General features: G+C 64.3%; 19 protein-coding genes, 1 tRNA gene and 2 rRNA genes (1 of these 22 cut by a window edge). 10 read left to right on the top strand and 12 right to left on the bottom strand.

Annotation, left to right across the window (positions count from 1 at the left end; all coding sequences use genetic code 11):
• The 3 genes from JW805_14845 to JW805_14835 form a co-directional block, all read left to right on the top strand.
• Positions 1–1,715, top strand: a 23S ribosomal RNA gene (locus tag JW805_14845); it begins 1,081 nt to the left of the window's first position.
• A 117-nt stretch (positions 1,716–1,832) separates the two neighbouring features.
• A 5S ribosomal RNA gene (gene rrf, locus JW805_14840) occupies positions 1,833–1,947 on the top strand.
• A gap of 117 nt (positions 1,948–2,064) precedes the next feature.
• Positions 2,065–2,141: transfer RNA gene (locus tag JW805_14835), tRNA-Met, on the top strand.
• A gap of 93 nt (positions 2,142–2,234) precedes the next feature.
• Here JW805_14835 and JW805_14830 read toward each other — a convergent pair.
• Together JW805_14830 and JW805_14825 are read right to left on the bottom strand one after the other, a co-directional pair.
• Positions 2,235–2,450: a hypothetical protein gene (locus tag JW805_14830; protein ID MBN2973292.1), complete on the bottom strand. Its 216-nt coding sequence runs from the start codon at positions 2,448–2,450 to the stop codon at positions 2,235–2,237.
• A 3-nt stretch (positions 2,451–2,453) separates the two neighbouring features.
• Positions 2,454–3,623: a family 43 glycosylhydrolase gene (locus tag JW805_14825; protein MBN2973291.1), complete on the bottom strand. Its 1,170-nt coding sequence runs from the start codon at positions 3,621–3,623 to the stop codon at positions 2,454–2,456.
• Between the two features lie 819 nt (positions 3,624–4,442).
• On the opposite strand from JW805_14825, the gene JW805_14820 reads away from it, so the two are divergent.
• The 4 genes from JW805_14820 (at position 4,443) to JW805_14805 (ending at position 11,141) form a co-directional block, all read left to right on the top strand.
• Positions 4,443–5,387 carry a ferritin-like domain-containing protein gene (locus JW805_14820; protein MBN2973290.1) on the top strand — a complete coding sequence of 315 codons (945 nt, stop codon included), beginning with the start codon at positions 4,443–4,445 and terminating at the stop codon, positions 5,385–5,387.
• Between the two features lie 28 nt (positions 5,388–5,415).
• On the top strand, positions 5,416–6,477 hold the full coding sequence (locus tag JW805_14815; protein MBN2973289.1) for a ferritin-like domain-containing protein: 1,062 nt from the start codon (positions 5,416–5,418) through the stop codon (positions 6,475–6,477).
• 93 nt (positions 6,478–6,570) lie between these two features.
• Complete coding sequence (locus JW805_14810) at positions 6,571–9,303, top strand: TonB-dependent receptor (GenBank protein ID MBN2973288.1); 2,733 nt, start codon at positions 6,571–6,573, stop codon at positions 9,301–9,303.
• Positions 9,304–9,587: 284 nt separating this feature from the next.
• The gene (locus tag JW805_14805; GenBank protein ID MBN2973287.1) at positions 9,588–11,141 is read left to right on the top strand and encodes a tetratricopeptide/SEL1-like repeat protein; all 1,554 of its coding nucleotides are present in this window, start codon (positions 9,588–9,590) and stop codon (positions 11,139–11,141) included.
• A gap of 108 nt (positions 11,142–11,249) precedes the next feature.
• Here JW805_14805 and JW805_14800 read toward each other — a convergent pair whose 3' ends face one another.
• Entirely contained in the window at positions 11,250–12,542 is a 1,293-nt protein-coding gene (locus JW805_14800) for a DUF2264 domain-containing protein (GenBank protein MBN2973286.1), read from the bottom strand.
• Positions 12,542–13,483 carry a DUF4861 family protein gene (locus JW805_14795; GenBank protein ID MBN2973285.1) on the bottom strand — a complete coding sequence of 314 codons (942 nt, stop codon included), beginning with the start codon at positions 13,481–13,483 and terminating at the stop codon, positions 12,542–12,544. The genes JW805_14800 and JW805_14795 overlap by 1 nt, the downstream gene beginning before the upstream one ends.
• Before the next feature lie 109 nt (positions 13,484–13,592).
• Here JW805_14795 and JW805_14790 point away from each other — a divergent pair, with 109 nt between their 5' ends.
• A complete protein-coding gene (locus JW805_14790; GenBank protein ID MBN2973284.1) occupies positions 13,593–14,300 on the top strand; it encodes a FadR family transcriptional regulator in 708 nt (235 codons plus the stop codon).
• A gap of 475 nt (positions 14,301–14,775) precedes the next feature.
• On the opposite strand, the gene JW805_14785 is transcribed toward JW805_14790, so the two are convergent.
• Both JW805_14785 and JW805_14780 read right to left on the bottom strand, forming a co-directional pair.
• Entirely contained in the window at positions 14,776–16,242 is a 1,467-nt protein-coding gene (locus JW805_14785; protein MBN2973283.1) for a carotenoid oxygenase family protein, read from the bottom strand.
• A 31-nt stretch (positions 16,243–16,273) separates the two neighbouring features.
• Positions 16,274–16,729, bottom strand: a complete 456-nt coding sequence (locus tag JW805_14780) for a DUF2141 domain-containing protein (protein MBN2973282.1) — start codon at positions 16,727–16,729, stop codon at positions 16,274–16,276.
• Between the two features lie 96 nt (positions 16,730–16,825).
• Here JW805_14780 and JW805_14775 point away from each other — a divergent pair, with 96 nt between their 5' ends.
• Positions 16,826–17,677 (top strand): LytTR family transcriptional regulator DNA-binding domain-containing protein, encoded by an 852-nt coding sequence (locus JW805_14775; GenBank protein ID MBN2973281.1) that lies wholly within the window; start codon positions 16,826–16,828, stop codon positions 17,675–17,677.
• Between the two features lie 69 nt (positions 17,678–17,746).
• Here the strand turns inward: JW805_14775 and JW805_14770 are convergent, their stop codons facing one another.
• The 6 genes from JW805_14770 to JW805_14745 form a co-directional block, all read right to left on the bottom strand.
• The gene (locus tag JW805_14770; protein ID MBN2973280.1) at positions 17,747–18,619 is read right to left on the bottom strand and encodes an FAD:protein FMN transferase; all 873 of its coding nucleotides are present in this window, start codon (positions 18,617–18,619) and stop codon (positions 17,747–17,749) included.
• Positions 18,620–18,711: 92 nt separating this feature from the next.
• Entirely contained in the window at positions 18,712–19,554 is an 843-nt protein-coding gene (locus JW805_14765) for a DUF4198 domain-containing protein (GenBank protein ID MBN2973279.1), read from the bottom strand.
• Positions 19,555–19,566: 12 nt separating this feature from the next.
• On the bottom strand, positions 19,567–20,046 hold the full coding sequence (locus tag JW805_14760; protein ID MBN2973278.1) for a DUF2271 domain-containing protein: 480 nt from the start codon (positions 20,044–20,046) through the stop codon (positions 19,567–19,569).
• Positions 20,047–20,057: 11 nt separating this feature from the next.
• On the bottom strand, positions 20,058–20,684 hold the full coding sequence (locus tag JW805_14755; GenBank protein MBN2973277.1) for a PepSY-associated TM helix domain-containing protein: 627 nt from the start codon (positions 20,682–20,684) through the stop codon (positions 20,058–20,060).
• A complete protein-coding gene (locus JW805_14750) occupies positions 20,681–21,364 on the bottom strand; it encodes a Fe2+-dependent dioxygenase (GenBank protein MBN2973276.1) in 684 nt (227 codons plus the stop codon). Before JW805_14750 ends, JW805_14755 begins: the two co-directional genes overlap by 4 nt.
• Positions 21,365–21,384: 20 nt before the next feature.
• On the bottom strand, positions 21,385–23,769 hold the full coding sequence (locus JW805_14745; protein ID MBN2973275.1) for a TonB-dependent receptor: 2,385 nt from the start codon (positions 23,767–23,769) through the stop codon (positions 21,385–21,387).
• Positions 23,770–23,998: 229 nt separating this feature from the next.
• Here JW805_14745 and JW805_14740 point away from each other — a divergent pair, with 229 nt between their 5' ends.
• Positions 23,999–26,812 carry a monovalent cation/H+ antiporter subunit A gene (locus JW805_14740; GenBank protein MBN2973274.1) on the top strand — a complete coding sequence of 938 codons (2,814 nt, stop codon included), beginning with the start codon at positions 23,999–24,001 and terminating at the stop codon, positions 26,810–26,812.
• The last annotated feature ends 1 nt before the right edge of the window (position 26,813 follow it).

Genomic DNA, 26,813 nt, shown 5'->3' with positions numbered 1-26,813 from the left:
AACCAGGAGGTTGGCTTAGAAGCAGCCATCCTTTAAAGAAAGCGTAACAGCTCACTGGTCTAAACAAGGGTTCCTGCGGCGAAGATGTAACGGGGCTCAAGACGTGCACCGAAGCTTAGGGTGTGTTCGAATGAACACGCGGTAGCGGAGCGTTCCGTACGCCTGTGAAGCGGGAGGGTAACCGACCGTGGAGGTATCGGAAGTGCGAATGCAGACATGAGTAGCGATAAAAAGGGTGAGATGCCCTTTCGCCGAAAGACCAAGGGTTCCTGCGCAAGGCTAATCCGCGCAGGGTGAGCCGGCCCCTAAGACGAGCCCGAAGGGGGTAGTCGATGGGAACCACGTTAATATTCGTGGGCCTGGTGGTGTGTGACGGATGGTGTGTGTTGTACGTCCTTATCGGATTGGACGTGCTTCGAAACTGTCCCGGGAAATAGCCCCACCGTATAGACCGTACCCGAAACCGACACAGGTGGTCAGGTAGAGTATACCAAGGCGCTTGAGAGAAGTGTCCTGAAGGAACTCGGCAAATTGCCTCCGTACCTTCGGAAGAAGGAGGCCCAACATAGGCGCAAGCTCTTGTTGGGGGCACAGGCCAGGGGGTAGCGACTGTTTAGCAAAAACACAGGGCTCTGCTAAGTCGGCTTCAAGACGACGTATAGGGTCTGACGCCTGCCCGGTGCCTGAAGGTTAAGTGGAGGGGTGCAAGCTCCGAAATGAAGCCCAGGTAAACGGCGGCCGTAACTATAACGGTCCTAAGGTAGCGAAATTCCTTGTCGGGTAAGTTCCGACCTGCACGAATGGCGTAACGACTTCCCCACTGTCTCCAGGACATGCTCAGCGAAATTGAATTCTCCGTGAAGATGCGGAGTACCCGCGGTTAGACGGAAAGACCCCGTGCACCTTTACTGCAGCTTCAGAGTGGCATTAGGAAAGAACTGTGTAGCATAGGTGGGAGGCTTTGAAGCATCGTCGCCAGATGATGTGGAGCCATAGGTGAAATACCACCCTGTTGTTTTCTGATGTCTAACCTCGAACCATGAAACTGGTTCAGGGACCCTCTGTGGCGGGTAGTTTGACTGGGGCGGTCGCCTCCTAAAGAGTAACGGAGGCGTGCGAAGGTTGGCTCAGGTCGGTTGGAAACCGACCGTTAGAGTGCAATGGCATAAGCCAGCCTGACTGCGAGACTGACAAGTCGAGCAGAGACGAAAGTCGGTCATAGTGATCCGGTGGTCCCTCGTGGAAGGGCCATCGCTCAACGGATAAAAGGTACGCCGGGGATAACAGGCTGATAACCCCCAAGAGCTCATATCGACGGGGTTGTTTGGCACCTCGATGTCGGCTCATCACATCCTGGGGCTGGAGCAGGTCCCAAGGGTTTGGCTGTTCGCCAATTAAAGTGGTACGTGAGCTGGGTTCAGAACGTCGCGAGACAGTTTGGTCCCTATCTGCCGTGGGCGTCGAAATTTGAGAGGAGTTGACCCTAGTACGAGAGGACCGGGTTGAACATACCTCTGGTGTACCTGTCGTCGTGCCAACGGCGCAGCAGGGTAGCTATGTATGGACGGGATAACCGCTGAAAGCATCTAAGCGGGAAGCCTCCCTCGAGATAAGATTTCTTAGGACGGTCGGAGACCACGACCTTGATAGATCGGATGTGGAAGTGCGGTAACGCATGGAGCTAACCGATACTAATTGTCCTATTCGCGCTTGATGAGTTCACACCTCCAACATCAGTGCTGACAACTGTCAGTGATGTTGCGGTTAAACTCAGCCTAAAACATGCACGGGCATCGATTTGAAAACCGCGAGTTAACGCGCTGGCTCCATTGCTTGGTGACCATAGCGTCTGTGACCCACCCGATCCCATCCCGAACTCGGCCGTGAAACCAGACTGCGCCAATGGTACTAGGGCTCAAGCTCTGGAAGAGTAGGTCGTCGCCAGGCATTGAAGCCAGCGCGCAAATTCGCACACAAAACCCATTCACATTGTCAGATACGCTCACCCAGCGCGCCCGCCTCCACGGCGCGGCGCGCTTTTTAGTCAAGCGTATCCCATGGTGGCGCGGGGTGGAGCAGCCCGGTAGCTCGTCAGGCTCATAACCTGAAGGTCACAGGTTCAAATCCTGTCCCCGCAACCAAACCAAACATACATTCGGCGCCTTCGGGCGCCTTTTGTTGTTTTGGGCTGTTGCGCGCCCCCGCAACCACACCGACCATACGATCGCCCTGGCTCAGTCAGGGCGGTCGTTTGCTATGTGCAGGATCTGGGCGAGGTGGCCGTGGACCAGCAGGTCCAGTCCGCGCCCCTCGACGCGCGGTTCGGCGGCGATCAGCTCGATGAGGTTGCGCAGCGCGGGCCTCGCCTCGCCGGCCGCCATCTCAGGCCGCGGACGTTCCTGCCCGGTAAATCCAGTGCTGATGCTCGGCGATCCTGTCCGTTTCGCCATTGCCTACACGATAACGGAGCGGGGGAGTGTCCAGCGGCTTTGCCAGCGCAAGACAGGCTTATCGTCTTCCCAGGCGATCGGAAGCCACACATATCGACCGTCGATCGGATTCTGCGGGCGCCAGATGTCGGCCATAAAAACGAATGTGTCCGTCCCGTCGCGGTTTCGCAGCGGGAGCACGAACGTGCTCTGCGCGCCGAACGTCGTGGCGGCCTCGGTTGGTGTTCCGCGGACCGGATTGCCAAGCGGTGTCCACGGGCCTGAAATCTGGTCTGCAACGAACGATCGTGCGGGGTTGGGGGCCCAGCCCGTCAGGCCGGAAGTGATCATGTAATAGCGTCCGCGCGCGCGAAAGATCGCCGGTGCCTCGTTCGCGCCGCCCGGCAGGAGGCGCCAGTACCGCCCGTCGTGCTTGCGGAGATCGGGCGTCAGTGCGGCCGCCTGGAGCGTGCGGTTCTCTTCCGACGAAAACACGTGCCAAGCTTGTCCGTCCGCATCGACGAACAGCGTCATGTCGCGCGCCATCTGCCCGCCCGGCATGTCGAGGGCAAGTTTGGTGTCCTGGCGATCTCCTGGCGTCACATTGACCGGCCAGATCCCGGCGTTCACCCGCCCGGCTTCGATGAACCGGTACGGACCCGTGATCCGATCCGCGACCGCAACGCCGGCAAACGCCTTGCGATAGCCCTGATTGGCCAATTCGAGATGAAACCACATCACGAATTGGCCTGAAGTCGGATCACGCAGGATCTTGGGTCGCTCGATGACACATCCGGCGGTGATCGGACTTTCGGGATCGCTTGAGACCGCCAGCGCGACACCTTCGTCGTGCCAGGAATAGAGGTTCGAAGAGCTATAGACGCGGACGCCGACGTGCGCCTGATTACCGGTTGGCCCTGCGATCTTGTGTTCGCCAAACAAGTAATAGCGTCCGCCGTGTTTCAGGATACCGCCGCCATGGGCGTTGATGTGAACGCCGGTATTATCCGGCCATAGAGCTCCTGGTTCGAAAGCATCCCGTTTCTTTGCCAGCGCAGACAGCGGTGCGGCAGCGGCAGCGGCAAGCAGCGTTCGTCTGGCTAATATCATAGAGCGACCTCCAAAGGCGATCAAACAGCGGCCTGCACAGTAAGACATGCGACCAGGCCGATTGCCGTAAATGCCTCGCGCCAAATGGCGTCGGGTTGGAAATCGAATAGGCGGCTAGCCTCGATCCTCTCGACGCACGTCAACCCATATCGAGCCTGCTTCATGGCAGCGGGCGCTGCGGTACTGCCCGCTTTGTCGCACGACCAGCAAAACATGAAATATTAAATCAGACAATTAGTAAACCTGTCAATTGATATGATAAGCGCGCGAGTGTTCTGACCGGGCCCCGCGATCGGCGTGATGCGGTGACATCATTTGTCAGATTTCGGGTGCCTGTGCCTCCAACGAGCGCTCCATGGTTGCCTGTCGACACTGTAGCGTTCTGATGCATTGTTCGGCCGGGTACCCGGCGGCGCTTGTCCGTCGTCGTCACACTAGCCTACGCTCGTGCGTTTCAAAGTCAGTGACTGGGCTGGTGCTTCTTTTCGAGCGTCCTTTAACAACCCCGTCGGTACCCGTCGCAGCGTGTCGGTCAGCGGCTGACCCCCCCCTCTATCGGCTAACGGCGCCCTCTTTCCGGTCGCGGCGGGGCGCGCGTTGCCGGCGTCGACGTCCAACTTCGTTTCGCGTCCGAAAAGGCTTCCGTGGTCGACGTGACTGCTCTTGCTGCGAATAACTGATCGAGCCCTGCGGGAAGCGAGAGGCTTCGTCGTCGAGGCGAAGGCCGAGCGGCTCAGCCAACGTTGCGCATTTGTCTTATAAATTCCGACGATTGCGTTTGATTCTAGCGATTGACGGGCGGCAGCCTCGTCAAATCCCTGTCGTGACACCAAAATTAATCAGACAAATGTTGCTTATTCTATCCCAGATTGAGAATATCAGTTTAGGGGGAAGGAGAGGGGCATGACGGGGGTATCTCCAATTGCGGCTCTGGGCGTCAGTCGACGTGGAGCGATTATCGGCGCCGCGGCCATGGGAGCGGCGCTGGCCACAGTGCCAAAGCTGGCTCGAGCGCAAAGCGCGTCAGATATTGAAGCGCTCAATTTCATACTGAATCTGGAATATCTGCTCGCGCAGTTCGCGAGCGCGGCCGTTGCAACGGTGGTTCCGGTGGATCGACTGACCGGCAACGACGTCGCCGGTACGCCTGTCATCCCGGGGCGTGCTGTCACGTTCACCGACACTGCGTTGCAGTCGGCGATCATCGAGTTCGCCGCGGACAGCCGCAACCATCTCGTACCGATCCGCGTCATCATCGGTGCATTGTCCGTGCGGCAGCCGCTGATCGACATCTCCGCGGGGCCGAACGCGCCGTTCAGTGTGGCAATGCAGCGCGCCGGCGTCGTGGCGGCGGGTGCGACGTTCGACCCTTATGCGTCCGAGGAGAATTTCCTGTACGCGATGTTCCTGCTCAAGAACATCAGCGTCGCGGCATATCGCGGATTGGCGCCGACGATCTCCAACCGCGTCGTGCTGCAGAACTTCACGGGGATCCTCGGGACCGAATCCATTCACGCTTCGGTGATTCGATCGTACCTCTACGCGCGCGGCGCCACCACGCCGCGGCTGCGCGAAAATGCCGAGAAGATCGCAGCGTTTCAGCGTTCGTTGAATGGTGGTCAGGCGTTCCTGGGCGTCGCGCCGACGACCCGCGGCTATCCTGGCAGTTCGTCGACCGGCGTCGTTGCAAATCTGACGCCGACGCAAGCCAATGGCGAGGTTGCCGGCCGATCCGCCGCGCAGACGCTCAACCAACTGTATCTCACGAGCAGTTCGGTCACCTCAGGTGGATTCTTCCCGGAGGGTGTCAACGGAACCATCCGCGCCAGCGCCAGGGCCAGCGCCTGAATGCGCCGCCACAGACGAAAGTTCGATCATGAATGACGAGACGATCACCGACGGCGCCGAGGCCGTCGTCACCGATGGTGACTTTCAAATCAACGCTCGCCGTCGGTTCTTGAGTGCCATCACGGGGACAGCCGCCCTTGGTGGCGCGATGCTCGCCGGCTGTTCCGAAGGTCTGGAATCGCCCCTCGCCAACGAGCCGACGCCGACGCCGACCGGGACGGCCTCGCCTACGCCGACGGCGACCCCGAGTATTCTGGCACTCACCGACACCGACATGCTGGTGTTGATGACTCAGCTCCATTACCTGCAGGCCGAATTTTATTCGCGCGCCGTGCTCGGCGAAGCTCTGGCTCCGGCTCTGGTTACGGGAACCGGAACGGCCGGCACGGTCAGCGGGCCGCGGCAGGTGACGTTCACCGATTCCCTGCTGGGCGAGGCGATGCGCGAGATCGCCGCTGAGAAGATCGACCAGGTCGTGCGGCTGCGATCGGTGCTCGGCGGCGCGACGCCCGCGCGACCGGCGCTGAACCTCGCGGTCGACGCGACCGGTACGTTCACGATGTACGGTATCAATTCGATGCCGGCACCGACGACGGCAGTGCCGAACCCGACGGCGACGATCACCGACGTTTACGCCAACCAGGAACAGTTTCTGCTGGGCGCCTTCATCCTCGAGGACGCGGTCATGGTGGCATGGCGCAGCGTATCGACGCTGATGACCAACGCGTCGAACATCGATGTGGCGGCAGGCCTGTTGGCGACATCGGCGTTCCACACCGGGATCATCCGCAGTCAGCTCTTCATTCGCGGCGCCCCGTCGACAAGCCGTCTGCGCGAGAATTCGATCCTGTTGAGCGATCTTCGGGACAGCTATTCGCCGGTGGATGACGATCGCGGCGTCGCCGCCGGTAGCAGCTCAACGACGCGCAACACAGCGGACATCAATCCGTCGGACGGCGAAGGCGAGATCTATGGCCGAAACCCCGATCTGACGATCAACGTCTTCTACATGACGCGCGCGGCGGCGACTTCGGGCGGCTTCTTCCCGTCCGGATTGAACGGCGTGCTTCGCCAGAGCACCGCAAACTGAAGCAGAGGTCACGACCGCGGGGCCAGGGTCGTGACCAGACATGATGAATGCCAGCGGCAAAGGCGCGCTGGACTTGCGAATGGAGGGGGGACCATGGGTTCCAAGCAGCTTTTGCTTTGTGCATCGACGATCGCGTTGGCCGTAGGATCGGCCATGCCGGCGCTGGCGCGGGACGAGATCGCCGGTTCAGCCACGCCGGCCGCCGGTGCAGCGGACGCGGGTCAGAACACCCAGGCCACAGCGCCCGCGACCGAGGACAAGGCGAAAGAAGTCATCGTCCGCGGTGTTCGGGAAAGCCTGGCGCGCGCTCGCGAAAAGAAGCGCAAGGCGGAGCAGATCGTCGACGTGGTCGAGGCCGAGGATATCGGCAAGCTTCCCAACAATACCGTCGGCGACGTCATCGCATCGGTTCCCGGTATTTCGGTCTACCGAACCGAAGGCGAGGTCAACGACATCCAGCTGCGCGGTCTGTTCGGCGTGCAGACAACCATCGGCGGAACCCCGATCGAAAGCGGCGCGGATCGTGTAGCCTCCATCGCCGATCTTCCGGCCGACCTCGTCAAGAGTGTCGAGGTGTACAAGACGCGGACGCCCGATCAGGTCGAGGGCGCGGGTTCCGGTTCGGTCAACATCGAATTCCGCAAACCGACCGAGTTCGACGAGGGATTCTTCTTCAGCGGTGGGGTCGCCGGGCGCTACAACAACCAATCGCGGCGGGTCAATCAGACCTATACGGCGACGGTCAATTACAAGCGTTCGACCGAGATCGGCGATTTCGGTATCCAGCTCGCCGGTACGGTCAACCACAACCCGTTCCTCGAATCGCAGGCGCGCAACGATCCGCTCGCGGCGATCCAGCAACGTCAGGTTGTCGGGCCGAATATCCTGCCTCTGCCGACGTACGCGCCGAACCAGGTCGCGTTCTTCTATCAGACCGGCTCGAGGACCACGCCGACTGTGAGCGGAGCGCTGTCGTGGGCGCCGGACGAACGGACCACCTTCACGCTGGAGGGCAACTACGCGCAGCCGACGTTCGACCGATTCACCAACCAGCTGTTCCTGCCTACGGTCATTCAGGCGAATTCGACCAACAACCTTCCCGCGCTCAGCAATGTCGTGCTGGTCCCGGGCACCAACCGCGTCCAATCGATGACGGTATCGCCCGTCACCCAGATCGGGCCGATCGCGTATATCTCCAAAAACAACGACAGCAATTTCCTCGGCAAGTTCGCCGTCACCCATCGTGGCGAGTTCGTCGATGGTTATGTCGAAATCGGTACGGCCGGCGCGAACAGCGATTTTCGACAAATCGAAACCCGAAACCGGTTCGTGAACCGGCCGACGTTCGACGTCGATTTCGCAAGTAAGGATACGCCGTATCCGATGATGAACGCGACGTTCCGTGACCTGGATATGCTGGATCCAAACCAGTATCGCTTCTTCGGCGTCATCGAGCAGCATAACGTCGCCAGCAATCGGAACCTGTTCTCGCGCGCTGATCTGAAGCTCAAGCTGGGCGACGGCTTCGTCCGACGTCTGGATTTCGGCGTGCGTTTCGCCAAGCGGACGTCGACCCGTCAGAATGCGAACAGGACGATCTCCAACCTGCAGATCGCCTTGGCCGATATGCCGGAGGGCTTCAACACGCTCGTGCCGATCGCCGAAGGCTTCGGCGGGACCGGCGTCGTCAACAACGCCCGCTGGTTGAGCTACGATCGATTTGCGGCACGGGCCAATTACGACAAATTGCGTCAGTTCGTGTCGGGCCTGGCCGGTGGCGCGGCGTTCGCGACGGACGAGCCGCCGGTGGACATCAGCAGCAAGTTCGATGGTGACGAGCGCTCGGTGGCGTTCTACGGGACGCTCAACTACGGATTTAACTTCCTGTTTCCAGTAAAGGGCCTAATCGGCGCGCGTGTCACCAACGACATTCGCAAAAATACGTCGATCATATCGTATCGCGAACGGATCGGTGTCACCAATGCGTTCGTCACGACGCTGGAACCGATCACGTCGACGGCAAACCTGCTCGTCATCGAACCGACGGCGACTGCGGTCGTCAGCTTTACCGATAAATTCCAGGGGCGCTTCTCGTACAATTTAGCCATCACCCGGCCGGGCGTCGGCCAGATCACGCCGTTTCTCAGCCTTAACGATGAGGGCTTGAGCGGCTCCGCCGGCAATCCGGACCTGAAGCCCGAACGGACGATCAAGTTCGACGCGAGTTTCGAATATTATTTCGGCCGCAACGCGCTCATTGCCGTCAACCCGTTCTATTGGAAGCGTCAGGGCCAGTTTGCGTCCTTCCAGACCCAGGAGGTCATTCCGGAAGGGATTCCCGACGTCCTGTACACAATATGGCGTCCGTACAATGCGGGTCGCGGCTATCGGCGTGGTGTCGAGACGCAGCTGCAGACGTTCTTCACCTTCCTGCCCGGGATCCTCCGTAACTTCGGCGTGCTGCTGAATTACACCTACGTCGAATCGAAGCGCGAGTTCAGTTCAATCCCGGGCGCCCGCAATGCGCCCCCGGCAAGCACCCCCGAAGCGGACGCCCAAGCACGTCTACAACATCGCTGCGCTGTTCGAGCGCGGCAGCCTAAACGCACGACTGTCGTACAACTACAACGGAACCGTGATCGACGGCGGCATTGCCAATCCCGTTCGCAACACGACCTATATCGTTCCGCGAGACTGGATGGACGCCGCGATCAACTATACGATCCCGAGCGGTCCCCTGAAGGACTTGGGTTTTTCGCTGCAAGTCCAGAACCTGCTCGCCAGTACCCGCCGCAGCTTTTACGGGTATCCCGATCAGCCGCGTGACGTGATCTACATGGCTCGCGTGTATGGCGGGAGGGTGAGCTACAAGTTTAAATAGATTGTTTCCGCACCAAATTTAGAGTCCATTATTATCTATTCATAAGGGGTGCTCATAACTTAATCTCCAAGGGTTGTCTTGCAACTATACTTTAACAATGGTTGGGTTTGTGATGGTGCTCGGAACTGTCAAATTGTCGATCATTGGTGTGGTAACGATCGTTCTAGCGAGTCCGTCTGCCGCACAGACGGCCCCGCAAACCAAAGAGGTGGTCGTCGAAGGGCGCCGCTTGCCCGCGGCGGAGGCGCCGAAGCAGTCGACATGCGAAGCGATCGTGCGCAATCCGATGATGGCGCAGATGTTCCAGCGAAACCTGGCGGCGCTGGGCGGATCGGGCATGGGCGCCCTCTACGCCATGCCGCAGATGTATCTGCCGACCCGGATGCCGCGCAATCCCGACTATCGCGCGCCGCCAAAGGTGCCGGTCGGCTCGCCGCTTCCCGAACTCGGTGCCACGCGGTTCGGGGTAGAAGAAACGCCGAACATCCTGACCAGTACCAATCCCGGCGCGCTGTCCAACCTGGAACTCGATCGCGCCACCGGCGCGGCGGCCGGCGACGTCGAGGCCGACCCGACCGGGCTGCTCGCCGCCGCCCAGGCCTGTCGCGCGCTCTTCCGGCGGGGCGGCAACGCTGGTGTCGCCCCCGGCGAGGGGCCGGTCGACAGCCTGACGGCGGGGGACCCTTTCAGGGCCGCGGCGAGAAACTTCGAGAACATCACCGCCCGCGTGGTTCGAGAGGACAAAACCCTGCCGATGGCGTTCGCGCTGTTCGAACAGGGACGCTACGGCGAGTCGCTGACCTGGTTCCACAAGGCCTATGACAAGCTCAGCGACGTCGATGGCGGCGATGAGGCCGCGCTGTTCATCGGCAAGCTGAACCTGGCCGGCTTCGGCGAGAAGGACCCGCGGGAGGCGCTCAAGTGGCTGGAGCGCGCCGCAAGCGCCAATTTCAGTGCGATCCGCGACATGCCGGTGTTCGATCCTGCCCAGCCGCAGCGCAACACCGCGATCGGTGAAGCGGCGATGATCCTGGCCGGCATCCACCGCGTCGGCATTCCGGGCGTGCCGAAGGACATGGCGACGGCGATCAAATGGTACCGCCGGGCCGAATTTGTCGGCCATGTCGCCGCCGCGACGATGTTGGGCGACATCTATTATCGCGGCCTGGGCGTGCCGCGCGATGCGAAGGAAGCCGTCAGATACTATCGGCGCGCGGCGCGGCTCGACATGACGCAGGCACAGGTCGCACTGGCAGGCATCCTCGAATTCGGCGCAGAGGGAGTGAAGCCCGACATGCGAACCGCGATCGGCTGGTATCAGGCCGCCGCCCGGCACGGGGACCGCGATGCGATGTTCGCGCTGGGGCTGGCCTATGACAGCGGCAACGGGGTTCCGAAGAACGCGGAATTCGCGTTTAGCTTCTTTAGATCCGCGGCGATGAAGGGATTGCCTGCGGCGAAGGTCGCCGTCGGCAGCTATTTTCAGGACGGCATCGTCGTCAAGGCCGATCCGGCCATCGCCCGACAGTGGTACGAGGCGGCCGCGCGGGACGGCGATCCGGACGGAATGTTCAGCCTTGCCACATCGCTCGCGAACGGGGCCGGCGGGACCCGCGACCCCGTGCTGGCATGGCAGTGGATGAAGCGTGCCGCCGCCGCCGGACAACAGGACGCCGCCGCCGCGCTGGCCGGCCTGGAGGCTGCGATGACTCCGGCGGAACGAGCCAGTGCCACAACTGCCCTGGCGACTGTCGCGCAGCCGCCCGATGGCGCCGCTAAATGACATTGACTCGCCGGCGCTCCAGCTAGCGAGTCATCGGCGCCCGGAGTGGTCCACAACCATCGAGCCGGCGATCCAGCGATCGGGATTTTCGATCGGGCGCGTGGACGGTCAGTAGCTGACCGGATAGTCCTTACGGAAATCCTCGCCGGAATAGGCGCGACGCATCGTCCAGGACTGTGCCGGCACCGTCCAATAGGGGTGGCTCGCCGGTAAGCCCAAGGCGATCAGGCCCTCGGACGTGATATACATGCTGCCGGCGTTCGAATACCAGTCGCCCAATGTCGGCTGGTGGCGGGTAAAGCCGATTGTCAGGAAACCCTGGTCGTCGAAATTGCTGGGGTCCGCGAATATGCGACGCTGGGCCGCCATCGTCGCCGCCCGTACCTGGCCCGGCGGCAGGCTGTCCGGCAGCAGGCCGCGCCATGCCAGATATCCCAGCGGCTGATGGGCGGCGGTGCGATAGGTCAGCGATCGGCCGATCGCCGCATAGGCGCCGTCGGGCCCGATCATCCGCTCGAGATGTTCGGCATATCGCTGCATCCGCCGCGTCGCCTTCGCCAGTTCCTCGGCGGGCTTCAAATTGTTGAACGAGGGCTTTCCGGCGGCCAGGACCGTCAGGATCTGCACCAGCATCGGATGGATGACATAGCTGTTGTAATAATCGAAGTGGAACGTCGCGCCGTCGCCATACCAACCGTCGCCGACATACCATTCGAGGAATTTCTTGATGGCCAGATCGACCCGCATCGGGTCCCAATCCTCACCGATCGAGAACAGGAACACTTCGTTCATCGCCGCAAACAGGATCCAGTTCTGATAGGGCGGCGAGATGCGGCGCAATTGCTTGATCTCGGTGACGATCCGCGCCTTCGTCTGGGCGCTCAGCGGCTCCCAGAGGGCCTTTGGTGCGCGTAGCAGCGCGCTGGTGAAATAGGCGGAATCGACCAGCGCCTGGCCATGCCCGCGCCAGAGCAGATAATCGGCATCCTTTGCATCGACCGAGCGCGCCAAGCTGGCTTGTGCGTCCGCGCGCAGCTGGCTGCGCAATCGCCCTTCCGGGCTGGCATCGTCGGGCAGCGCCAGCCACGGCGCGATCCCGTCGATCAGCCGGGCGAATGCCTCCATATAGCCAACGCGCGGGTCGCGGCCGTCCCAGGTCGGGCTGAGCTCGGGCTTCCATGTCCGCTGCAAGCCGCCGCGCGCCATCCGACTGAGGACTGGCTCGGCGATCTGGCGAAGCAGGGCAACGCTCTCCGCGCGGTCGGTCGCCCCATCGGGCAGCGCCGGCGTGGCCGCGCCCTGTGCGGCGACGACCGCTGCACTCGCGCTACTGCCAAGGCCCAGCCCCGCGCCGAGCGCCAAGCCGCCCAAGAGACTGCGGCGTTCGATTCCCTGGGTCATCATCCATCCTTCGGATTGAAATCGAGCATCGTGTCGCGGACATAGGCGTCCCACCGCGCGCGTGTCGTGAAACCGCCCCGTCCGCCACTCCACGCCGATCCGGAATAATAGGTGAAGGGTTCGCCGGGGGTGACCCGGATCAGGATCAGCTGGTTATCGAAATCGGTCTTCACATCGACCAGCCGCTCGGGAGGCACGCGGATGGCAATCGCCATTCGCCCATGGCTGCCGTCGACCGGCCCCCACCAGCTCATGAAGCCGCGCGCCCGGTCGATCGTCAGGTCGCCGGCGTCCTGGCCTGTCGTCCGGCGTCCGATGCCTATGCCGACGATCAGCGGATCGCGCCGGTCGGATTGCAGCGTCGACGTCATGCGCGTGAAGCGGGTGCCGAGCGGCAGCGAGAAGCGGCGCGTCTCCCACACCTTGCGGCCGACACCGACCGGCCAGGGGGCATAGTCGACCTCGAATGCCGCGATCGGGCCGCCCGTCTGGAGGATGCGGTGACGCACGAAGTTGCGCGACGTCCACAGCTTGTTGTCATCCCAGATGCCGAGACCGCCGGCGCCGCGGCCTGTGCCGACGTTGTAGAAATCCAGGCCCTCGCCGTGGTCCTTATGCTGGTCGCCGGTGCGCAGCTGGCGATCCGCAAACGGCCAGGCGGCACGCTTGCCCCAGGAGTCGATGCCGGAGCCCGATGGCGGCTCGACGCTTTCCAGCGCATGGCCATAGATGCGGTGGGCGGTCAGGTCGTTTTCCCACAGCAGATCGTCATGGCGGTATGGGGCCAGTGTCACGACCGCCTGCGCGGCACGGGAGGGCGGCGATGGCAAGGCGGTGGCGGGAGGCGGCGGCGCGGGGACGGTCTGTTCGTGGTCCTGGGCACCGGCCCCGGCCGCGAGCAGCAGGACGACGATGCCGATCGTAGCAAAGACCTCTCGCATGCCCCCTCCCATTTCAATTTATAACATCAATCTATATGATCTCATACAAGTGTTGCCAAGCGCCTCTGCGTCCTGAACACGCATGGGCAGCGTATGGGGGAGGGGAAGCGTGGTTTCTTTGACCGATCGGCTTTTCGCGAAGTTCGAAGCGAAGATACTCTCAGGCGAGTGGGAGCCCGGTTCCCGGCTGCCCGCGCAGAAGGATATTGCCTCCGATGAAGCCGTCAGCCGCACCGTCGTTCGGGAGGCGGTCGCCCGGCTTGAGGCGCAGGGGTATGCGACAGCGCGCCAGGGCGACGGAGTCTATGTAGCGGATGGTGCACGCTACCGCGCCTTTCAGGTCACACGCGACGAAATGGGGGACATTTCCGACGTCATCCTCCTGCTCGAGATGCGGCTGGCCGTCGAAACCGAAATGGCGGCGCTGGCGGCGATGCGTCGTACCGTGGACGACGTTCGCGCAATGAACGCTGCTCTGGACAATATCTTGAAAGTCAGCGCCGATCCCGCGGCTGCGGCGGAGGCGGACACATATTTTCATCTGTCGATCGCCCATGCATCCAAGAACGCCTATTTCACCCGTTTCTGCGAATTCTTAGGGGTGCGGCTGGTGCCGCCGCGCGAACTGGCGTTCCGCGCGGATCCCGGCACCGGCGCCACGGCCTATTCCAACCTCGTGCACGAACAGCATGTCGCAATCGTCGATGCGATCACCCGCCTGGACCCGGACGGTGCGAGGGCGGCGGCGCGCCGCCATATGCAGGACAGTCTGGCGCGGCACATCCGGCTCAGTGATTCACTGCGATCCGGAACTTAATCTAGAATATGTCTGGCAATTGACGTTAGAATCCAGGTCATATGATAACCCCCGAATGGTGCGAAAGGCCTCTATAGTCGATGCGGGTGAAGCGAATGCTGTTGTCGAACGGATTTCTCGTCTGCGGCCTGTAGCCCGTTCCACAATTTCAAATCGTGTCTCTACAACATTGCAGAACTCGCGGCGGCGCCCCGAGGGGCAGCGTTGCCGTTTGTGAGACACGCCAAAAGATTCGCAATCCGCGCTCGAGGCGATTTCTCCCCGTACGCGTACACCGCCACGCTCTCGATACGCCGCGACAGGGCATCCGCATATCCGCTACGGATAGTCTCCTCGACCGGACGAGCGGTCTTCCCGCAAAACAGCTGCACCAAGTCCCTCGCTTCCCGTGGCCGGATCCTATCGACGCGCCGCTGCGCCCGAAATCTTCGTCAACGCATCGTTGAGAACGCCCCCCCCCGACGCGAGTGGACGCTCAGGACACAAACATGCCGTGAAACCCGATCGGCAGCGCGGTATCGGCGCGCCATGTGGCGACCGGTCCGGCGGTGATGTCGGCGGCACGGAAGACGTGCAATTCGCTGGCGCGCCGCGCGAGGTTCAGCGTCGTCCCGACAAGCCAACCGTCGCTTTCACCCGCCCCGCTGGCGACGAAAAGGAATTCCTCGACCATCTGGTGTGCGCCGAAGTCGAAGCTCGCGTCCCGTCCCGTCTTCCAGTCGAACACCCCCAGGCCGCGCGCGACCGGGCCGGTGTCGTAGAGGCCGGTGTGAATGGTGTAGCGACGCGATGATCCGGCGCGGCGCGGATCGGACTTTGGAAATTCGGCGGCGACGCGGGTGGGGATCAATTCTCCCCGGCCGTTCGGGTGGAGTGCAATCATCGCGAGCAGAGGCAAGGGTGACGCGGTGCGATTGCCGGCGATCAGCGCCCGGGCGGCGTTGGCGGCGAAGGTCGGATCGCGTTCGATACAGGCATCGAACCGGATGGTCCCGTCACTATCCTCCCAAGCGTCGCCGAGGTGGAAGAAGGAGAAGGCCGGAAGTTCAAAGGTTCGGCGACGGGTCAGGTCGCTTTTGTCCAGGACCAGCACTTGTGTGCCGAGAACCGGTCGCCAGGTCATCGCATCGACGATCGGAAAGACGTCGCGGTCGTGCACCCACGGCTGCAGGACGATCACCAAGTGCCGCGACGTCGCGGTGAAATCGTGGATGTAGCTTGCCCGCGGCAATCCGATCGGAGTCGCCTCGATCAGCGTTCCGTCCCCGGCCAGCTGCCAGACGATGGCTCGCTTTCCCGACTGGCCGAGGTTCCACACCCGGCCGTCGGAATCGAAGCGGGGATGCGCGAGGAACGGCATGTGAGCCAGTCCCTCGCCCAGCGTGCGCGTGCCGCGCGTGGCAAGGGTATCGGGGTCGACGCGCATCGGCGAGCCCGCCTCCCACAGCGCCCAAAGCTCCTCCCCGGCCATCATCACGCTCGTGTTGGCGGCCGAGGCGTCGTCGTTGTTCGACAGGGCAACGCCCGCGCCTGCGGGGGTGCCGAAGCCAGGTACGATCATCGCGTTCGCTGCCGCTTCCATCCGGCGCTTCGGCGTGTCGACGAAGCGAGCGGACAGTTCGACGGTCCCGTCGCGCAGCGCGAAACGGCGAATGAAGCCGTCGCCGTCGAACCAATGGCCCGCAGCGCTGGTACCCCGCCGGAACTTGGCGGGGCCGTTGCGATAGAGTCGGCCGGCCAGCCCCGCCGGCGCCTTGCCACGCACCAGCGCGAGCGGGCGTGGCGCCAGGTCTGCCTCCACATCCGCAAAGCCGAGATGCCAGTCCACCGGCATGGCTGCGGCAAGCGCCCGTTCGGGTGTCAGCAGCGATGCGGCGACGGTCGCTCCGGCGGCAACGGTCGCTTGGCCAAGAAAGGCGCGACGGGCGGGATCGAAGGTCATGACGAGCTCCAGTGGCAGGGCAAGGAATGCGTTAGCGGATGGTGATGGTCTGCGTGTTGGCGCCCGGCGCGACGGTGAAGACGGCATCGGCCCAGCGTGCCGGCCCCATCTCGCCGCGGGCATTGTTGGAGAAGGCGAACGGCTCGATCGGCATGCCGAAGGGGTTGGCGTCCATCTTGCCATTGCCGTTGACGTCGTGAAACGCCTTCACGCCATAGCGCCCGGCGGGAAGATCGCTCAGATCGATCGCTGTCTCAGCGGCCGACACGTCGACCATCTCCGCGCGGATCGGCTTGCCGCCCTGCCACCCGGCTTCGTCGTAAAGGGCCACCATGATGCGTCCCTGCTTGGCCTCGACGCCGGTGAAGGTTACGGACAATGTCGCGGACGCAGGACGGGTGACGGCTACGCTCGGCGGGGTGGAGCCGGCGCCGGTGGCAGCAAGGGCGGCGGTGGCGGCAATGCAAATTAGGTCGAGGAACTGCATGGTGACGATCTCCGGTCGGCCGGATGTGGCCGCTGATCAATCGATGGCCCACTGCGGCCGGCCCGTCGCGCGCATTTTCGGGAATGGACGGCGATAATGCGGGACTTGCAGGCAACGACCGTTCGCGAAGCGCCAGTTGCAGACGGTGGGGCGATGACGGACGGTGCGCATCGTCGCGGGCTGATCGTCGCGACGCTGGCGGCGCTGCTGATGGCGTTCGTCGGCGCGTTCGATACCGCCGGTGTGCCGCTGTTTCCGCGGCTGGCCTTCTGGCTGATCGTAATGGAATCGGGCGCGTTGATCGGAATCGGCGCATCGAGCGGCATCCGAGGCTGGGGGCGACTGGCCGACCGGCCGGTGCTTGAGGGAACGCTGATCAGTATCCTGATCGCGCTGCCGCTGACGCTCGTCACCAGCGGGGCGACCGCACTGTTCTTCGGCGCCCGCAGCGTCGGGCTGAGGGAGGCTGCGGTCCTGTTCGTCGCGGTGTTCGTCATCACCGCGGCCATCACGGCGATCAACTATGCTCTCGGCCGGACGGGAGCGTCCGCGCCTGTGGCCGGGCAAGCCGAGATGGAATCCGTGCGTCAGGTGCCGGTCGTTGCAGATACCGGTGAGCGAGCGAGCCGTCCGCGGCTATCGAGCCGGCTGCCACCGCATCGCCGGCACGCAGCGATCTTGGCGCTGGCGGCGGAGGATCACTATGTCCGCGTCCACACGACCGATGGCTCCGACCTGATCCTGCTGCGACTGACCGATGCCATGGCCGAACTCGACGGCATGGAGGGCGCGCGAACCCATCGGTCGTGGTGGGTCGCCCGCGCTGCGGTCTCCGCGGCCGTGAAGGGCGAGGGGCGCGGCGAGCTCGTCCTGACCAATGGTGTGACCGCTCCCGTCAGCCGGTCCGCCTTGGCTCAGTTGCAGCGAGACGGTTGGTTTGCCGATTGAAGGCGGCTTCATTGCCGCTGCCTCGCCCTACGCAGATATCGCGCAGCCGGGTGCCAGCGGGACATATCGTCAAATCAACAGCATGTCCCGCAACGGGGGCGTCAGGACCTCCGTCACACGCCGGTCGTCTCGCACGATGATGCGCGCTGCCACATCCATTTCAGCTGCATCGAAATGGGGGTAGCCGACCGCGATTGCGGTTGCGAGGGCGTCGGCCAGGCTTGCCGTGCGGGCGATGACGCTGACCGATATGACGTCGTTTGCCGCAGGGCGTCCGGTGCGGCCGTCCAGAGAGTGATGGCCGCGAACGTAGCGTCCGGAAGTTGCCACCCCCAAGCCGTGAAGCGCGACGCGCAGCGGGGGCAGGGCAACGCCCGGCGGGGTTTCGAGGTCGACCCACCAGGGTTCCCCGCTCGGCTGGACACCGCGGCCGACCAGCTCGCCACCGATCTCGACCAGGGTGTGCGCGATGTCGATATTGGCGAGCGTATCAGCGATCGCATCGGTAGCGAAGCCCTTGGCGATACCCGACAGGTCGAGCGCCAGGCCGCCGGGCTGGCGCAGGCGTCGGCTGGATCGGTCCCAGCGCAGGCGGCGCCAGCCGGAGACAGCCAGCGCTTCCGCTATCGCGTCGTCGTCGGGCACAGGCGTCGCGCCCGGCGGGCCGAACCCCCAGAGATCGACCAGCTTGCCGATCGTGGGATCGAAGGCGCCGGCGCTCGCTGTGGCGACACGCAGCGCGATCTCCACGACGCTCGCGAAGTCGGGCGGCAACGACACCCAGGTTCTTGCCGTTGCCGCGTTGAAGCGGCACAGCTGCGAGGTCGGCAGCCAGTGACTCATCTCGTCGACGATGGCGTCGAGCCGGGCCTCGATCACCGCGCGGACGTCGTCGGCAGCGGCATTGCGGTCGGCATAGAGCACCCGCCAGGTCGTACCCATCGTCTCGCCTTCCAGGGTGACGATGGGCAGCGTCGGGTCGAGCCCGGCGAACGCCGCCGGGTCGATCGCACGCGGGAGTGCAATGCGTGGGGTCAGGGGGTCATCACCTCGAGCGTGGTGGTGTAGCTCATCCGCCGGCCGGTCGCGCGCGGAGCGGTCGCTTTCGCGTCCTGATAGGTTGCGTTCAGCCAGTACATACCCGCGGTCGGCCAATCGACCGCGAGACCGCCATCGGCGCCCGTCGTCAGCTCCCGCGCACCTTCGGCATCGCGGTAGCGCTTGCCGCCTGGAACGACGGTGACCTTTAGGCCGGCGGCCGGCTTGCCATCGATCAGGAAGCGGAACTTTGCCGTTTCGCCCGCGACCAATTCGTCGGGGTGCGTGACGGCGTCGAGTTCCAGTCCCTTGCCCGTCGGCTTCAGTACCGTGCGGGTCGGCGCGCCGGCGGTCACGAAGATCTCGTTACGCGCGCTGACCTCGGTCAGCTGAACGTCGGTCGCGGTCGCAGGAATGTCGGCGACAGTCAGCGGGGCGATCCGTTCGCCATTGGCGCCCATCGCCGGCCGGCCGCCAATCCGCTTCTCGACGCCGTCGACCTTGAAGCTGCCCATCAGCGCGGTGGTCTCGGTGCCGATCTTCCACGTGCCCGGCTTGTTGAGCTGAACGTCGAACACCGAACGATAGCGCCCGGTCGCGCCGTTCTGGATCTGGCCCGGCGTGCCGTCGGGCTGCCAGACCTTCATGCCGTCCAACCGACCGGGTTGATGATCGGCATAGAACAGGTCGTTCGACGCGGCCATGTCGACGGTTACCCAGCTGTCGGTGCCCGAGAAGATCGTGCCCGACGGGAGCAGCCAGAGGCGGTGGGCGGATACGCCGGCCGGGATCGAGAGCAGGGCGGCAGCGGCGAGCAGGCGAGCGGTGAAGATCTTCATCGAGCGGATTCCTTAGCGGGCGGCAATGGTAACGGCGCCGAGTTCGTGGCTGCCGCTGGCGCGCGCGGGCTTGTTCGGGACGGTCAGCGGCACTTGGACGAGCTCGCGACCACCGGTTTCGCGCGCGGCCTCGACGTTCAACGTGTAGGCGCCCGGCTTCAGGTCCGCCGGCAGCGGGATGCTGTGGGTTCCCGGCGCGCGGGTCGCACCGCTGATGCCGTTCGCCGGCAGTGACAGGCTGCGCCCGCCCTTGCGCCACCAGGCGCGCAGGTCGGCGAGCCATTTGGTGCCGGGTTCGTTGCCGCCCTTCTTGATGTCGTACCATACCGCGATCGTCCGCGCCGGACCGCCCGCGGCAGGCTCTATCCACACCGCGACATAGGGGCGGTGATATTCCGCGACGCTGAGCTTCGGGATGGTCACGCTGACGGTACCCGCGGTCGCGGGCGCGGCAAGCACGCCAGCAATCAGGACGGGAGAGGCAAGGCGCATGAAGGGGCTCCTCAGTGGATCAGGAAAATGGCGATGAGCGCGGGTAGGGCGAGCCCGGCGATGACGATCGGCCAGGTGCTCGGGCGATGTCGGGCGTGAAGTTGAAGCAGCAACAAGCCTGTCAGCGTGAACAGGATGCACGCGGCGGCGAAGATATCGATGAACCAGAACCAGGCCGTGCCGGCGTTGCGGCCTTTGTGGAGGTCATTGAGATAGCTGATCCATCCGCGGTCGGTCACCTCGGCGGTGATCGCGCCCGACGTGCGGTCGATCGAGACCCAGCCGTCGCCACCGGGGCGCGGCAAAGCGACATAGACTTCGCCATCCGACCATTCGCCGGGCTTGCCGTGCGCGTCGAGCTCGACCGCCGTCTGCACCGCATCGGCGACCGCAGCGGGCAGCGGCGCGTCGCCGGATTTGCCGGCCAGCTGCCCGACGAGCGCCGTCGGCAGCTTGCCGCTGCGTTCGGTCGTGACCGGCGTGGCCGAAATCGTCGCGGCGTGGTTGAGCGTGATGCCGGTGACCGAGAACAACAGCATCGCGACGAGCGAAATCGCCGCGCTGATCCAGTGCCAGCTGTGCAGCTGCTTCAGATACCAGCTGCGCCAGCGACGCTTCGGCTTGGCGGCGGTCGTCATGCGTCGGCCCAGCGGCGCAGAAGGTTATGGTAGACGCCGGTCAGCTCGATTGTGGCGCGGTCGCCCTGACCCTGCGCCGCCGCGACGCGCTGCACCGCGCGGTCCAGATCGAACAGGATGCGGCGTTCACCGTCGTCGCGGACCATCGATTGTATCCAGAAGAAAGAGGCGACGCGCGTGCCCCGCGTGACCGGTTCGACGCGGTGGAGGCTGGACGCGGGATAAAGCACGGCATCGCCGGCGGCGAGCTTCACCCGCTGCTCGCCGAACAGATCCTCGACGACCAACTCGCCACCGTCGTAGGCCGCCGGATCCTCCAGGAAGAGGGTGCAGGACAGATCGCTGCGGATGCGGAAATCGGTACCGCGCTTGAGCCGGATCGCATTGTCGACATGCGCGTCGAACGCCTGGCCGCTGGCGTAGCGGTTGAACAGCGGCGGAAAGATCTTGAGCGGCAGAGCCGCAGCAATGAAGGTCGGCGACCGTCCGAGCGCGTCGAGGACGATGCGACCGGCCTCGAGCGTCGCTGCATCGTCCTCGACCAGTTGCTCGTTGCGCTTGGCGAGCGCTGCCTGCGGGCCGGACGTCGCATTTCCGTCCGCCCAGCGGCCGCGATCGACGACGCCGCGCACCTGCGCGATGCCGTTCGCATCGAGGACGGAGGGGATGGCGATCAGCATCGCGATAACGATTAGCAAAATCAGAAGTTGTGGAACAGGCTGAGTGTCGCCTGCCGCCGATCACCCGGCATCGCCCAACCTCCCGTGACGCCGGTCGTCGTACTGACGTTGTTCCGCACGCCGGTGACATATTTCTCGTCGGTCAGGTTCTGGACGTTCAGCTGCACCGTCCAGCGCGACGCGATCGTATATGCGGCAAAGGCGCGATGGAGCAGATAGTCGGGCACCTCGAACTGCAGCGCGGTGCCCGCGACCGGCACGTTGGTTGCAAACTTACCCTGATAGTTGAGCCCGTAGCCGAGCTCGAGCCCGAACGGCAGCTTGTACGTAGTGAAGAGGCTGCCGGAATGCTCCGGCGTCTGTACCAGTCGCTGTCCGGCCTGAAGGTCGACGACGCCCGCAGCCTTGTCATGGTTCGAGATGCTCTGGCGCACCCGGCCGTCGAGATAGGTGTAATTGGCGAAGATCGTCCAGGCGGGCGTAATGTTGCCCGAAGCGCCGAGCGCGATGCCGTCCACCCGGCTGCGCCCGTCGAGCACCTGCAGATTGGCCGGCAGTGCCGGATCGTTCGACGGCACGCGGTAATTGGTGCGTTCGTTACGGAACAGTGCAGCGGTCAGCTCCAGCCGGCGGCTGAACAGGCCGGCCTTGGCCCCGACCTCGATATTCCGCGCCGTTTCCGGCGCGACCGCGCACGGATCGGCAGCCCCCGCCGCGGTCGGCACGCCGCAGCCCAGGCGGACCGTTGCCGACGATGGGGTCTTCGCGGTGCCGTAGCCGCCGTAGAGGCTGACGTTGCGCACCGGATGGAACACCATGCCCGCACGCCACGAGAACAGCCGCTCCCGGCTTTGCTGCGGTCGCGTCTGGAGGGCGGTCAGCGCGGTCGTGCCCGGCGGGACGAACAGCAACGGCACATTGCGGAAGGTCGCGTGCTGATACTCCCACCGGACGCCGCCGTTCAGCTCGACCATCGGGTTCAGTTCGAGCGTGTCGAAAGCATAGACCGCAATATTGCGCGTCTCGCCGCGTGACACCGCGGTCGTGGTGTCGTTGACCGGGCCGGTCCAGGTCGTGTCCGGATTGGCGATGTTGATCAGCGGCAGCGGCGAGATGGCGGTGCCGTTCGCGGACCGAAGGAGCGATCCCTGGCGCAAGGCATAATCCTCGAGCGTTCCCGACACGCCGACGTTCAGCACGTTACGCAAGGCCCCCTTCCGCCCCTGTTCGAGCCGGACATCGGTCTGGTTGTAGAGCAGCTGATTTTCCTGATCACGCACCAGCCCGCGCGGGCCGCTTGGCAGGTAGAATCCCGCCGGGACATTGGCGGGACACGCCGCGCCGACGGTCGCGCCGGGTGTCGCCGTCACCGGCTGGCGTCCGGTCGATGCCAGGCAGAAGGTGCCTTGCGGTGCCGACGTCACACTATACTGGCCGACGCGCTGCCAGCGGGTCAGGTTGCGTATGTTTGCCCCGTCTCCGAAATCGTGACGGAAGGTTGCCGTCAATCGATCGACGGTGATGTCCTGCCGGTCGAGATTGACGATGCCGTAATAGGCGCTGCGGTCGAAATCGGGGGCGAAGCCATCGAACAGGCCGTTATCGAAATAGGGCACGCCATAGACCGGCGTGTTGCGGTCCTGCTGGTGGACATAGCCGAGCGTCAGGCTGGTCGGCGCGTCGATGCCGATGGTGACCGACGGCGCGACGCCCCAGCGCTTGTACCGCTCGACGTTGCGACCTGGCACGTCGTTGTGGTGGTAGGCGGCATTCAGCCGCACCGCGACCAGGTCGTCGACGCGGACATTGCTGTCGATCGCGCCGCGATAGTAACGGTCGGTGCCGATTGCGCCCTGAACGATCGTCAGCGTGTCGCGTGTCGGGACCTTGCTGACGAGGTTGATCGTGCCGCCGACGCTGCCCGACCCGTTGAACACGCTGTTCGCCCCATTGTAGACTTCCACCTGCTGCAGGTTGAACGGGTCGGTGCGGCTATATTGGGCACTGTCGCGGACGCCGTCGACGGTCACGTCGTTGTTGGCCGAATAGCCGCGCAGATTGATCGAATCGCCGTAGCCGCCGCCGCCTTCGCCCGCCCCGAAAGTGATGCCCGGGATCGTCTGGAGCACGTCGCGCAGCGTCTGGAGGTTTTGCTTGCGGATCGTCTGTTCGCTGACGATCGTGATCGTCTGCGGCGTGTCGAGAACGGCCGAGGTCGCCTTCGGGCTTTCGACGCCCAGCGGCGCACCGACCTTCTGCCCGGTCACGACCACGTCGCGCTCGCCGGTGCTGGTTTGCGAAACCGCACGGCCGGCAACCGGCGTCGTGACATCATCGATCGTCGCTGCGGCAGCCGGTGCCGTAGCCAGAAAACCCACGCAGCCGAGTGCGAGATAGGATTGCATTATTCACGTCCCCCTTCACGAAACCCGCTATTGCGAGTCGATCGCAGAGTCAACGCAAATGCGAATCGTTATTGATTGGCGCGTGTGGGTGAATCGGGTGCATTCGCACATCGCGGGGCCGCAATCTGACGGGGTGGGCACCAAAAAACGCGATGCTGTCGTCGACAGGGGTCGACCCCCGTCGATCGAGGTGCGAAAGGGTGGGCGGAACCAGCAAGGAGGATAAAGGGTGGCCCTGCTGGCCCTGACGTGTTTGCCATTTCTGAGCGCTGTGCTGCTCGCGCTGCTCGCGGGGGCGTCGCGTCAGTGGCATTTCGCACTGGCGGCGGGGGCAAGTGCGCTCGGCCTGATCATCCTTGCCGCGTTGGCGCCGGGGGTCGTGGCGGGCGAGCCGGTGGCGCTGCGGGTGGCGTGGATTCCGTCGCTCGGGCTGGAACTCAGCCTGTGGCTCGATCCCCTGGGGCTATTGTTCGCCGGGCTGATCCTGGGAATCGGCCTGCTCGTCGTCATCTATGCGAGCGGATATCTGGCGCCGTCGGAGCCGACCGGGCGGTTTCTGTCCTATCTGATGCTTTTCCAGGGCGCGATGGTCGGGATCGCGCTGTCGGCCAACGTCCTGCTGATGCTGGTCTTCTGGGAACTGACCAGCCTGTCGTCATTCCTGCTGATCGGCTTCTGGCGCGACAAGGCCGAAGCCCGACAGGGTGCGCGAATGGCACTGGCGGTGACCGGGGCGGGCGGGCTGGCGCTGATCGCAGGCATGGTGCTGCTGGGGCAGGCGGCCGGATCGTATGAATTGACGACGATCCTGGCGCAGGGCGACGTGGTGCGGGCATCGCCGCTGTATCCGGTCGCGCTCGTGCTGATCCTGCTCGGCGCCTTTACCAAGTCGGCGCAATTCCCGTTTCACTTCTGGCTGCCGCACGCGATGGCTGCGCCGACCCCGGTCAGCGCCTATCTGCATTCGGCGACGATGGTGAAGGCGGGCGTCTTTCTGCTGGCGCGGCTGTGGCCGGTTCTGGCGGGCAGTGACCTGTGGTTCTATCTGGTCGCCACGACGGGCCTTGTGACGATGGTGTTCGGTGCTGCGGTCGCGCTGTTCCGTCACGATCTGAAGGCGATCCTCGCCTATTCGACGATCAGTCAGCTGGGGCTGATGGTGATGCTGCTCGGATTCGGTACGCCTGCGGCGGCGATGGTGGCGATGCTTCACATCCTCAATCATGCCGCGTTCAAGGCCGCGCTGTTCATGACCGCAGGCATCGTCGATCACGAAACCGGAACGCGCGACATTCGGCGGCTGGGCGGGCTCGCCGCGCTGATGCCGGTAACCGCGACGATCGGCACGCTGGCTGCGGCAGCGATGGCCGGCCTGCCGCCGATGGGCGGGTTCATTTCCAAGGAACTGATGCTCGACGAGAGCCTGCACGTCGCGTTCGCCGGGCAGGCGTGGGTCGTCGCGGCGCTGGCGACGCTGGGGGCGCTGTTGTCGGCGGCCTATTCGTTCCGTCTCGCGGTGGGCGTGTTCGGCGGACCACGGCAGACGGGCGATGTCCCCGCGCCGCACGATCCCGGCGTAGCGATGACCGCCCCGCCAGCATTGCTCGCCACGCTGGCGCTCCTCCTCGGTCTGGTGCCGATGACGCTGGCCGGTCCGATCGTAGCTGCGGCGACCGGCGCAGTGACGCGAGCGGCGCCGCCCGAACCGTATCTGGCACTCTGGCACGGTCTTAACCTGGCGCTGGGGCTGAGCGTCGTCGCCGTTGTCGGCGGCGCCCTGCTGGTCTGGCGACTGGCGCCGATCGCGACATGGGTCGCGGCCCGGCCACGCCCCGATGCGAAGCGGATGTTCGACGCCGGCCTCGCGGGATTGATCGCTGGGACGCGCTCGGCGAGCGCAGCGCTGCACGCAGCCTCGTTGCAACGCTATCTCTTCGTCCTCTTCGCCGCCATCCTGTCGCTCGGTGCCTATGGGGTGGCGCCGGTCGGGATTTCGGGAGGCGCGCGCCCGACGTTGCCCGCCTCGCCCGCCGCGGTGGTCGCGTGGTTCGCGCTGGTCGCGGCGACCCTGGCGGTGGTGATCGCCCAGCGCCGGCGCTTCCTGGCGCTGGTCTTCATCAGCGTCATCGGCCTCGTCATCGCGCTTGCCTTCATTCACCTGTCTGCGCCCGATCTCGCGCTCACGCAGATTTCGGTCGAGGTCGTGACGATCCTGCTGATGCTCCTGGCGTTGCACCTGTTGCCGAAGACGCCGCCGCGCCTGTCCAGCATCGGACGCCGAACCCGCGATGCCGCGATCGGGATCGCCATCGGCATCGGTGCCGGCTGGCTCGCCTGGGCGATGCTGACGCGGCCGGCGCTCGACAGCGTGTCGGCCTTCCACTGGGCGAACAGCTATTCGGGGGGCGGCGGGACGAATGTCGTCAACGTGACGCTGGTCGATTTCCGCGCCTTCGACACGCTGGGCGAGATCATCGTGCTGGGCATTGCCGGCTTGGCGATCTTCGCGCTGCTCGAACCTGCCGCGCGGGGGATCGCGGGGCGGCGGTTGCGCGAATGGCGCGAGGACATGCCGCATTCGCCCGAGCGCCATCCGATGATGTTCGTGATGGCGACCCGACTGTTGTTGCCGCTCGCGTTGCTGGTCGGCCTTTATATCTTCCTGCGCGGGCACAATCAGCCCGGCGGGGGCTTCATCGCAGCCCTGGTCTTCTCGATCGCGATCCTGCTGCAGTATCTCGCCTCCGGCTTCGACTGGACGGACGAACGGCGGCGGATCGGCGAGCATCCCCTGATCGCCACGGGGGTGCTGATCGCCGCGGCGACCGGACTGGGCGCGCTTGTCTTCGGGGCGCCGTTCCTGTCCAGCACCTTCGGCTATTTCCATATACCCCTGGTCGGCGAGGTCGAACTGGCGACCGCGATGCTGTTCGATCTGGGCGTGACCTGCGTCGTCGTCGGTGCAGTGATGATGGCACTGGCGCAGTTGAGCCACGTCGCCCAGCGCGCCGCCAGCGTCCCCGATGCGGAGGACGCGGCATGAG

Origin of the sequence: Roseomonas aeriglobus, from assembly GCA_016937575.1 — a bacterium.
Classification (GTDB): Bacteria; Pseudomonadota; Alphaproteobacteria; order Sphingomonadales; family Sphingomonadaceae; genus Sphingomonas; species Sphingomonas aerigloba.
This window is presented reverse-complemented; position numbering and strand designations above follow the sequence as displayed.

Coding starts and splice junctions, on each gene's coding strand:
- JW805_14755 (MBN2973277.1), bottom strand. CDS start 20,684: ATGACGACCGCCGCCAAGCCGAAGCGTCGCTGGCGCAGCTGGTATCTG.
- JW805_14750 (MBN2973276.1), bottom strand. CDS start 21,364: ATGCTGATCGCCATCCCCTCCGTCCTCGATGCGAACGGCATCGCGCAG.
- JW805_14775 (MBN2973281.1), top strand. CDS start 16,826: ATGCGGGACTTGCAGGCAACGACCGTTCGCGAAGCGCCAGTTGCAGAC.
- JW805_14785 (MBN2973283.1), bottom strand. CDS start 16,242: ATGACCTTCGATCCCGCCCGTCGCGCCTTTCTTGGCCAAGCGACCGTT.
- JW805_14780 (MBN2973282.1), bottom strand. CDS start 16,729: ATGCAGTTCCTCGACCTAATTTGCATTGCCGCCACCGCCGCCCTTGCT.
- JW805_14800 (MBN2973286.1), bottom strand. CDS start 12,542: ATGACCCAGGGAATCGAACGCCGCAGTCTCTTGGGCGGCTTGGCGCTC.
- JW805_14815 (MBN2973289.1), top strand. CDS start 5,416: ATGAATGACGAGACGATCACCGACGGCGCCGAGGCCGTCGTCACCGAT.
- JW805_14810 (MBN2973288.1), top strand. CDS start 6,571: ATGGGTTCCAAGCAGCTTTTGCTTTGTGCATCGACGATCGCGTTGGCC.
- JW805_14745 (MBN2973275.1), bottom strand. CDS start 23,769: ATGCAATCCTATCTCGCACTCGGCTGCGTGGGTTTTCTGGCTACGGCA.
- JW805_14760 (MBN2973278.1), bottom strand. CDS start 20,046: ATGCGCCTTGCCTCTCCCGTCCTGATTGCTGGCGTGCTTGCCGCGCCC.
- JW805_14795 (MBN2973285.1), bottom strand. CDS start 13,483: ATGCGAGAGGTCTTTGCTACGATCGGCATCGTCGTCCTGCTGCTCGCG.
- JW805_14820 (MBN2973290.1), top strand. CDS start 4,443: ATGACGGGGGTATCTCCAATTGCGGCTCTGGGCGTCAGTCGACGTGGA.
- JW805_14830 (MBN2973292.1), bottom strand. CDS start 2,450: ATGGCGAAACGGACAGGATCGCCGAGCATCAGCACTGGATTTACCGGG.
- JW805_14770 (MBN2973280.1), bottom strand. CDS start 18,619: ATGGGTACGACCTGGCGGGTGCTCTATGCCGACCGCAATGCCGCTGCC.
- JW805_14765 (MBN2973279.1), bottom strand. CDS start 19,554: ATGAAGATCTTCACCGCTCGCCTGCTCGCCGCTGCCGCCCTGCTCTCG.